7 protein-coding genes and 1 tRNA gene are annotated in these 7,696 nt (G+C 60.7%); 7 read left to right on the forward strand and 1 reads right to left on the reverse strand.

The annotated features are described in order from the left end of the window. Positions 1-196: 196 nt before the first annotated feature. The 6 genes from disA (at position 197) to ABG996_RS08250 (ending at position 5,701) form a co-directional block, all read left to right on the forward strand. Positions 197-1,237, forward strand: coding sequence for a DNA integrity scanning diadenylate cyclase DisA (disA, locus tag ABG996_RS08225; RefSeq protein WP_006234973.1), 1,041 nt, complete (start codon positions 197-199; stop codon positions 1,235-1,237). After that, positions 1,237-1,965: a 2-C-methyl-D-erythritol 4-phosphate cytidylyltransferase gene (gene ispD, locus ABG996_RS08230; protein WP_138339592.1), complete on the forward strand. Its 729-nt coding sequence runs from the start codon at positions 1,237-1,239 to the stop codon at positions 1,963-1,965. The genes disA and ispD overlap by 1 nt, the downstream gene beginning before the upstream one ends. Then, entirely contained in the window at positions 1,955-2,449 is a 495-nt protein-coding gene (gene ispF, locus ABG996_RS08235; RefSeq protein WP_006234975.1) for a 2-C-methyl-D-erythritol 2,4-cyclodiphosphate synthase, read from the forward strand. Before ispD ends, ispF begins: the two co-directional genes overlap by 11 nt. A 3-nt stretch (positions 2,450-2,452) precedes the next feature. Then, positions 2,453-3,919, forward strand: a complete 1,467-nt coding sequence (gene cysS, locus ABG996_RS08240) for a cysteine--tRNA ligase (protein ID WP_138339593.1) — start codon at positions 2,453-2,455, stop codon at positions 3,917-3,919. Between the two features lie 186 nt (positions 3,920-4,105). Continuing rightward, positions 4,106-5,020 (forward strand): 23S rRNA (guanosine(2251)-2'-O)-methyltransferase RlmB, encoded by a 915-nt coding sequence (gene rlmB / locus ABG996_RS08245; protein ID WP_138339594.1) that lies wholly within the window; start codon positions 4,106-4,108, stop codon positions 5,018-5,020. 3 nt (positions 5,021-5,023) lie between these two features. Beyond that, on the forward strand, positions 5,024-5,701 hold the full coding sequence (locus tag ABG996_RS08250) for an NYN domain-containing protein (RefSeq protein ID WP_055285223.1): 678 nt from the start codon (positions 5,024-5,026) through the stop codon (positions 5,699-5,701). A 27-nt stretch (positions 5,702-5,728) separates the two neighbouring features. Here ABG996_RS08250 and ABG996_RS08255 read toward each other — a convergent pair whose 3' ends face one another. Next, on the reverse strand, positions 5,729-7,069 hold the full coding sequence (locus ABG996_RS08255; RefSeq protein WP_138339595.1) for a DNA-binding protein: 1,341 nt from the start codon (positions 7,067-7,069) through the stop codon (positions 5,729-5,731). Positions 7,070-7,292: 223 nt separating this feature from the next. Here ABG996_RS08255 and ABG996_RS08260 point away from each other — a divergent pair. Continuing rightward, positions 7,293-7,367: transfer RNA gene (locus tag ABG996_RS08260), tRNA-Thr, on the forward strand. Positions 7,368-7,696: the final 329 nt, after the last annotated feature.

A 7,696-nucleotide genomic window follows, 5' to 3' on the forward strand; every position in this document is an offset into this window, starting at 1 on the left:
TACTCCCTCATTCATGTGAACCCCGATGCTACCACATAAGCAGCCCATTTGGGTTGGGCTCTCAGCTGTGTTCGCTCATTCTGTAAGCATCGGATTTCGCAAGCGCCGCGGGGACAAACCGTGAGAAACTATTTAGCGTTTATGGAGCGTATACGATGGGAGCGATGCCTTGGATAAGAACGAGCTGCAAAAGCGTATGGAACAGGCCATCCGCCTGACGGCACCTGGTCAGCCGATCCGCACCGCCCTCGACATGATCATCGCCGGTCACCTGGGCGCCCTTATCTGCGTCGGCGACACCGAAAACGTGCTCGCTGCCGGTAACGACGGCTTCCCGCTCAACATTTCGTTCACCTCGAACCGTCTGTTCGAGCTCTCCAAGATGGACGGTGCCATCGTCATCGACGGCGACCTCACCCAGATCCTGCGCGCCAACTTCCACCTCAATCCCGATCCCTCGCTTGCCACGAGCGAGACGGGCATGCGTCACCGCACCGCCGCTCGCATGTCGGTGCTCACCGATGCCATCGTGATCTCGGTCTCGGCCCGTCGTGCCGTCGTTAACGTGTACGTTCACGGCAAGAGCTACGAGATCCAGCCCGTCACCACCATCATGAGCTCGGTCAACCAGCTCGTCGCCACGCTTCAGACTACTCGTCAGTCGCTCGACCGCTCCCTGCTGCGCCTGACGGCCCTCGAGCTCGACGACTACGTTACGCTCGCCGACATTACCGGTATTTTCTCGAGCTTCGAGATCATGCAGCAAGCAAAGACCGAGCTTAAGGATTGCATCGTCAAGCTGGGCAACCAGGGCAAGCTCGTGCAGATGCAGCTCGAGCAGCTCGCCGGTTCCAGCATGGATACCGAATACGACCTGATGATCCGCGACTACGCGAGCGATTCCTCCGAGGCAAACGCCGAGAAGATTCGTGCAGAGCTCGCTCGCATGACGCCTAAGGACCTGTCCGACCCGCAGCACGTGGCGGCAGTTCTGGGCTATGACGACCTGGACGAGGACTCCGTCATGACGCCGCTGGGCCTGCGCACGCTTTCGCGCGTGTCCGTCGTGCGCGACGGCGTGGCCGAGAAGATCGTCGACGAGTACGGCTCGCTGCAGGAGCTCATGGACGACATCAGCGAGGATCCGGAGCGCCTGGGCGACTTTGGCGTCAACAACCCTGCCATTCTTGCGGACTCGCTGTACCGCATGAAGGGCACCAAACAGGGGAACGCATAATGGCGCCCGTATGCGCCGTGGTCGTTGCCGGCGGCAGCGGTCAGCGCTTTGGAAATCCCGGCGGCAAGCAGCTCGTTAACGTGGCGGGCCGTCCGCTCATGAGCTGGTCCATCCGCGCGTTTGATCGTAGCGACAAGGTCGGCCATATCGTGGTGGTGTGTCCTGCCGAGCGCCGTGCCGAGATGCGCCGCCTTGCCATCGACCCGTTTGACTATGACACGCCCATCAGCTTTGCCGATGCCGGCGATACCCGTCAGGATTCCACCCGTGCCGGCGTGCATGCGGTTCCGGCGGGTTTCGAATATGTCGCCATCCACGATGGCGCTCGTCCGCTCATTACGACCGAGGCCATCGACCACGCTATCGACGTGCTCATGGGTGACCGCTCGCTCGACGGTGTCGTGTGCGGTCAGCCCGCGATCGACACGCTCAAGATCGTCGACGGCGATAATATCGTCGAGACGCCGCCGCGCGAGCTCTATTGGGCCGCGCAGACGCCGCAGATCTTTAGCGTCGACGCGATGAAGCGTGCCCATGCCGCGGCGATTGCCGAGGGCTTTATCGGTACCGACGACTCATCGCTGGTCGAGCGCATGGGCGGGCGCGTCCGCTGTGTCCAGAGCCCGCGCGACAACCTTAAGGTGACGGTGCCCGAGGATCTGCGTCCCGTAACCGCGATTCTGCTTGGCCGCATGGCCGAGGGAGAGGACCTTCCCTATGTTCAGTAACCTGCGCATTGGCCACGGCTACGACGTCCACCGTTTGGTGGAGGGGCGTCGATGTATCATCGGCGGGGTCGACATTCCCTACGAGCGCGGCCTGCTGGGCCACTCGGATGCCGATGTGCTCGCGCACGCCTTGGCCGACGCCATTCTGGGCGCCTGCCGCGGGGGAGACATCGGCAAGCTATTCCCCGACACCGATCCTGCCTACGAGGGTGCTGATTCGATGGTGCTGCTCGCTCGCGTGATGGACTATGCGCGCGAGCTGGGCTTTGAGTTTGTCGATGCCGATTGCACCATTGCCTGTCAGCAACCCAAGATCACCCCGCACCGCGATGCCATGCGCGCCAACCTTGCCCATGCCCTGGGCGTTGACGTCGAAAATGTAGGCGTCGCCGCCACTACGACCGAAAAGCTCGGTTGGGAAGGCCAGGGCGAGGGAATCGGCGCCTGGGCCGTCTGCCTGTTACAGAAAACCGTTAAGGAGTAACGAATGCGTATCTACAACAGCGCTACCCATAAAAAGGAAGAGTTCCAGCCCATCGAGTCCGGCAAGGTTCGCATGTACGTGTGCGGCCCCACGGTCTACGACAACATCCACATCGGCAATGCCCGCACGTTCATCAGCTTCGATGTGATTCGACGCTGGCTCATCGCGAGCGGCTACGAGGTCACGTTCGCCCAGAACCTCACCGATGTCGACGACAAGATCATCAAGCGCGCCAACGAGCAGGGCCGTACGGCTGCCGAGGTCGCGACGGAGTTCTCCGACAAGTTCATCGGCGTCATGCGCGCCGCCAACGTGCTCGATCCCGATGTGCGCCCCCGCGCCACCAAGGAGATCGGCCCCATGATCGCCATGATCAAGACGCTTATCGAGCAGGGCCACGCTTACGCAGCCGATAACGGCGATGTGTACTTTGCCGTGCGCAGCGATCCCAACTATGGTCAGGTCTCGGGCCGCAACATCGACGACCTTATGGTTGGTGCGCGCATCGAGGAGAACGAGGACAAGATCGACCCGCTCGACTTTGCCCTGTGGAAGGCCGCCAAGCCCGGCGAGCCCAGCTGGCCGAGCCCCTGGGGCGAGGGCCGTCCCGGTTGGCACACCGAGTGCGCCGCCATGGTGCATCGCTACCTGGGTACCCCGATCGATATCCACGGCGGTGGCTCCGATCTTGCTTTCCCGCATCACGAGAACGAGTGCGCCCAGGCCACCTGCGCCTGGCACCAGGGCTTCTCCAACACCTGGATGCACACGGGCATGCTGCTGGTTGACGGCGAGAAGATGTCCAAGTCACTCGGCAACTTCTTTACGCTGGCCGAGGTCCTCGAACAGCACTCCGCTGCCGCCCTGCGCCTGCTGATGCTGCAGACGAGCTATCGCTCGCCGCTCGACTTTTCTTGGGAGCGCCTGGAGGGTGCCGAGAACTCGCTCACGCGTATCGCCGGTACGGTCGAGAACCTGCGCTGGGCCGCGAACCATGCGACGGCCGATGCCGATGCGGCTGCCGCCGAGGCGTTTGCCGCCAAGGCCGCCGAGACTCGTGCCACCTTTAAGGAGTGCATGGACGACGACTTTAACACCGCTGGTGCCATGGGTGCCGTCTTTGGCTTTGTGACCGAGTGCAACCAGTACCTGGAGCAGGCGGGCGATGCTGCCGACAAGGCCGCCGCGCTTGCCGCCGCCGACACGCTGGCCGAGCTGCTCGATACGCTTGGCGTTGAGCTCCCCGAGCCCAAGGTCGAGTTGCCGCTGGGCCTGCTGGGCGTTGCCGCCGGTTTGGTTGCCTACACGGGTGACGACGTGGACGAGGCCGCTGCCAAGATTCTCGAGGCCCGCGCCGAGGCCCGCGCCGCCAAGAACTGGGATCTGGCCGACGCCATCCGCGACCAGCTCAAGGACCTGGGCCTGACGATTGAAGATACCGCCGCCGGCACTCGTATCAAATCTCTCTAATCCCCGCGGGTTTCCCAAGCACCCGACCTTGCCGTTCAAACCGTCGCTCGCGTACTCAAGTACGCGTCGCTCCTCTTTCACGGCAATCTCGGGCACTTGGAAAACCCGTACCGACCGCCCGAATTAATATTCATGGACGGTCGTTTATTTTGTTTCGTTTGATAGTTGTATTTAGGAGGTCGCTTTATGGCCGACAATCGCAAGCGTGCGCCTCGTGGCGGCAAGCAGGCTGCTTCTGGCTCGCGTCCGATTCGCCGCAATGACCGCGCTGCCGCTCCCAAGGGCCAGCGCGATCGCGCCCAGGCCGCACGTCCGCAGCGCGATCGCAACCGCGACGCTGTCCAGGCTCCCAAGGGCGAGTTTATCGAAGGTCGTCGTGCTGCCGCCGAGGCGCTACGCACTGGTTTTCCCATCAAGTGCGCGCTCATTGTCGAGGGTGGAGAGCGCGATGCCGCCTTGTCGCGCCTGGTCGACGACCTCAATGCCGCGGGCGTCCGCATTAAGTATGTGCCGCGTGCGCAGCTCGACGCACTGTCGAGCCATGGCGCTCATCAGGGCATCGCACTCGAGGTTGGCAACTTCCCCTATGCTGATGTCGCCGATATTCTCGACCGCGCAGGCGACGGTCCGGCGCTTGTCGTCGTGCTCGACCATGTGACCGACGACGGCAACTTTGGCGCCATTGTGCGCTCCGCCGAGGTCGTGGGCGCGGCCGGCGTCGTCATCGCCAACAAGCGTGCCGCCGGCGTGACCGTGGGCAGCTACAAGACCTCGGCCGGTGCTGTCATGCATCTGCCTATCGCGCAGGTTCCCAATATTGCCCGTGCACTCGATGACCTCAAGGCCGCTGGTTTTTGGGTGGGCGGCGCCTCCGAGCACGCCGAGGGCAGCTGCTGGGATGCTCCCTTCGAGGGCCGCGTGGCGCTCGTCATGGGCTCCGAGGGCGACGGCATCTCGCGCCTGGTGCTCGAGAAATGCGACTTTATGACCAAGCTTCCCCAGCGCGGCATGACCGAGAGCCTCAATGTTGCCCAGGCGACCACGGCGCTGTGCTTTGAGTGGCTGCGCCGCAACGTCGGCGAGCTCATGGGGGAGGAGTAGCGCATGTCCAAAAAGAACCGTGCCAAGTCCAAGGCCAAGCGCTTTGGCGAGGGCTCGGCCAAGCCGATTGTTTCGGCCGCGACCTACGGCGTGGGCGGCAATGCGTTTGCGCAGGCCATCGCCGACCCGGTCTCGACGGTGCACTCCAATAAGCCCGAGCTGCTGGTGGTCGACGGCTACAACGTGATCCACTGCACGCCGCGCTACGAAAAGCTCGTGTACGACCATTCAGACGATCCGTATTCCAGCGACGTTCACGATATGGCACGCACCGCCCTCATCAACGACGTCGCCGCCTTTGCCCAGGGCCGCTACGAGGCCGTGATCGTGTTCGACGGCGCGGGCAATATCTCCAGCGAGCGCCCCAACCTGCCGGCCCGCGGCGTGCGCATCGAGTTTTCGCCGACGGGCGTTTCTGCCGATACCGTGGTGCAAAAGCTCTGCATCGAGGCGCGCGAGGAAGGCCGCGCGTGCTCCGTGGTATCGAGCGACGGCACGATCCAGGCCGTCGTCATGGGCAAGGGCGTCACGCGCATCTCGAGCCGTATGCTGGTGGACGAGATCAAACAGATCGACAACGACGTGCACGAGGCCGAGGAGGCCCCGCAGATCAAGATGACCCTGGGCAGCCGTCTAAGCCCCGAGGCCCTGGCCAAGCTCAAAGCTCTGCGCGGGAGGTAGGGGAGTTGGCGGGGCGATGCTGTCTCGCTAACTCCATTCAGCGATGTCGATCATTCTTTCGAGGCGCCATGTTAGCGCCTCTTTTAGATAAGGCAGTCTCGCTGTAAGAGCGTCGTTTTTGGATAGGATTTCGATTGCCTCGTCAACGAAACCCTCGAGTTTGTCGCCGTCAAACCAGCCCATGTCCTCGACGAGCAACATTTGTTTGGCGGGGCTTGAATGAAATTGTGCGCTGGTAAAACTGTGCTCTCCCGCCCTAAGCTCCTCTAGTGATATGTTGCACCAGAGTGATGAGCCCGAATCGAAGATAGGGGCAGGTCTGCAGGCTAGCGTGTTTACGTTTCGCACAAGGCCAAAGTTGCGCCAATGGCGATCATAGTTGGCAATGATGTCATCGCATACGATCATGCGGTCAAGGGCGTCTTTTATATCCGTCGCTCCAAGCTCCTCGCAGTTTGCTACATACCGTTCGTAATCGGTTAGTCGCTCGTCTGCATTTGCATGCTGGTTTACATAGAACGCAGGGACATACTCTTCTTCATCAGTTAAGAAGACATCGCATATGCTCAGGGCGGAAGTGCCCGTGCCCTCGAGCGAGTAAGGCACATAATCGCAAGCGTTTAGGATGCGACGGTGAAGTGCAGTCGCCACCAGCTCGTTATAAGGTTCCTGGTTTAGATGTGCACCTGCCTTGTGGAGGATTCGACGGTCATCCTCGCATGTCCAGTACTTTTGAAGATTGCCGTCCGAGGTGTTATCGGGCTTTGCGGCAGCTGCCTTGCCCTCTGGGGCGAAGGGCGCGATGCTGAGAGAGACGTCGTCAAAAGCATTATTGAAGAAATTGATATCTTCCCACGCGAGACCGGAGTCTTGGGGCCTAATCCAATACTGGTCGGATAAGGAGAGGCCAAGATTTCGCTGGACGAGTTCATCGGGAACATCGACTGCGGCTTCTGCAAGCAGGGAGGCTAGTCCAATGCGTGCGAGCGGGATACCGCGGCCGCGCCACCAGATGCGGAAGGAGTCGAGCGATATGGGGCTATTAGGGCCAAATACTCCAATAGGGGCGTGGGCGTAATCGACGTCGGCGCCGATGTGGGTGAAGTCTTTTCGCGATGTGCTGTAGACCAGTTGGGCTACTTCGTGCGTGCGGTTCATGAGGGTAAATGCGACTTCGCTTTTCCCATGCCCACGACGAGGTCGTCCCCCTCTTTTGGTTGCGGAGCGGAGTCGCGCGTCTACGCTGTCTTTGTCGATGAGCCACACGCCAGAAGCCTTGCGGGCGGTCAGCGCGCCGTTCTTAATGAGCTCCTGCACCCTGCGCGGGCTGATGCCGAGCAGCTCGGCTGCTTCCTTGGTAGTCAACATCGCGAAACCCTTCGCCAGAACGAATAGTTTTATATAGCCAATTGTAATTAAAACTATTCGTTCTGGCGAATGGTTTTAAGATTGAGGGCGCACTGACAGAAATGAACGGGCCTGGTACGCGCTGTTGCTGGATTTTGCATATTTATATAACGCCGTGCGGCCTGTTGCGCCCCGTCCGCAATTCCATTATTCTTAACAGGCTTCGCGCGAAAGCGCCAAGTGTGCCAGTGTGGCGCAACGGTAGCGCAACTGATTTGTAATCAGTGGGTTGCAGGTTCGATTCCTGTCACTGGCTCCATGAGAGTTTCGGGCTCTGTTCCCTTGTGGGACAGGGCCCGTTTCTATTTATGTCGATAAGTCAGCGGGTTTGGCACCGGCCAAGCTTCAGATTTGTCTCGATCTGTAACACGAAGGGGCGGAAAACCGTTCGTACTGTTACAGAATGAGACGTAAGCTGGGGTCTCTGCGTAATATCTCAACCTGTAACAGATAGGGGAGAAAATGTTCTCTATATGTTACAGATCGAGACAAAAGCCGTGTCGAGCTCGGTTGCCCATTACAGTCTGAAGTGGGCCACCGATAAATTTCGATGGCGAGCATTCGGCGCATTGCCTACGATACGGGCAA

Origin of the sequence: Collinsella aerofaciens (genome assembly GCF_039836695.1) — a bacterium.
In the GTDB taxonomy this organism is placed as follows: Bacteria; Actinomycetota; Coriobacteriia; order Coriobacteriales; family Coriobacteriaceae; genus Collinsella; species Collinsella aerofaciens_BD.

Bases quoted from the DNA above. Each gene is read 5' to 3' on its own strand.
- disA (WP_006234973.1), top strand. From the start codon at position 197: ATGGAACAGGCCATCCGCCTGACGGCACCTGGTCAGCCGATCCGCACC.
- ispD (WP_138339592.1), top strand. From the start codon at position 1,237: ATGGCGCCCGTATGCGCCGTGGTCGTTGCCGGCGGCAGCGGTCAGCGC.
- ispF (WP_006234975.1), top strand. From the start codon at position 1,955: ATGTTCAGTAACCTGCGCATTGGCCACGGCTACGACGTCCACCGTTTG.
- cysS (WP_138339593.1), top strand. From the start codon at position 2,453: ATGCGTATCTACAACAGCGCTACCCATAAAAAGGAAGAGTTCCAGCCC.
- rlmB (WP_138339594.1), top strand. From the start codon at position 4,106: ATGGCCGACAATCGCAAGCGTGCGCCTCGTGGCGGCAAGCAGGCTGCT.
- ABG996_RS08250 (WP_055285223.1), top strand. From the start codon at position 5,024: ATGTCCAAAAAGAACCGTGCCAAGTCCAAGGCCAAGCGCTTTGGCGAG.
- ABG996_RS08255 (WP_138339595.1), bottom strand. From the start codon at position 7,069: ATGTTGACTACCAAGGAAGCAGCCGAGCTGCTCGGCATCAGCCCGCGC.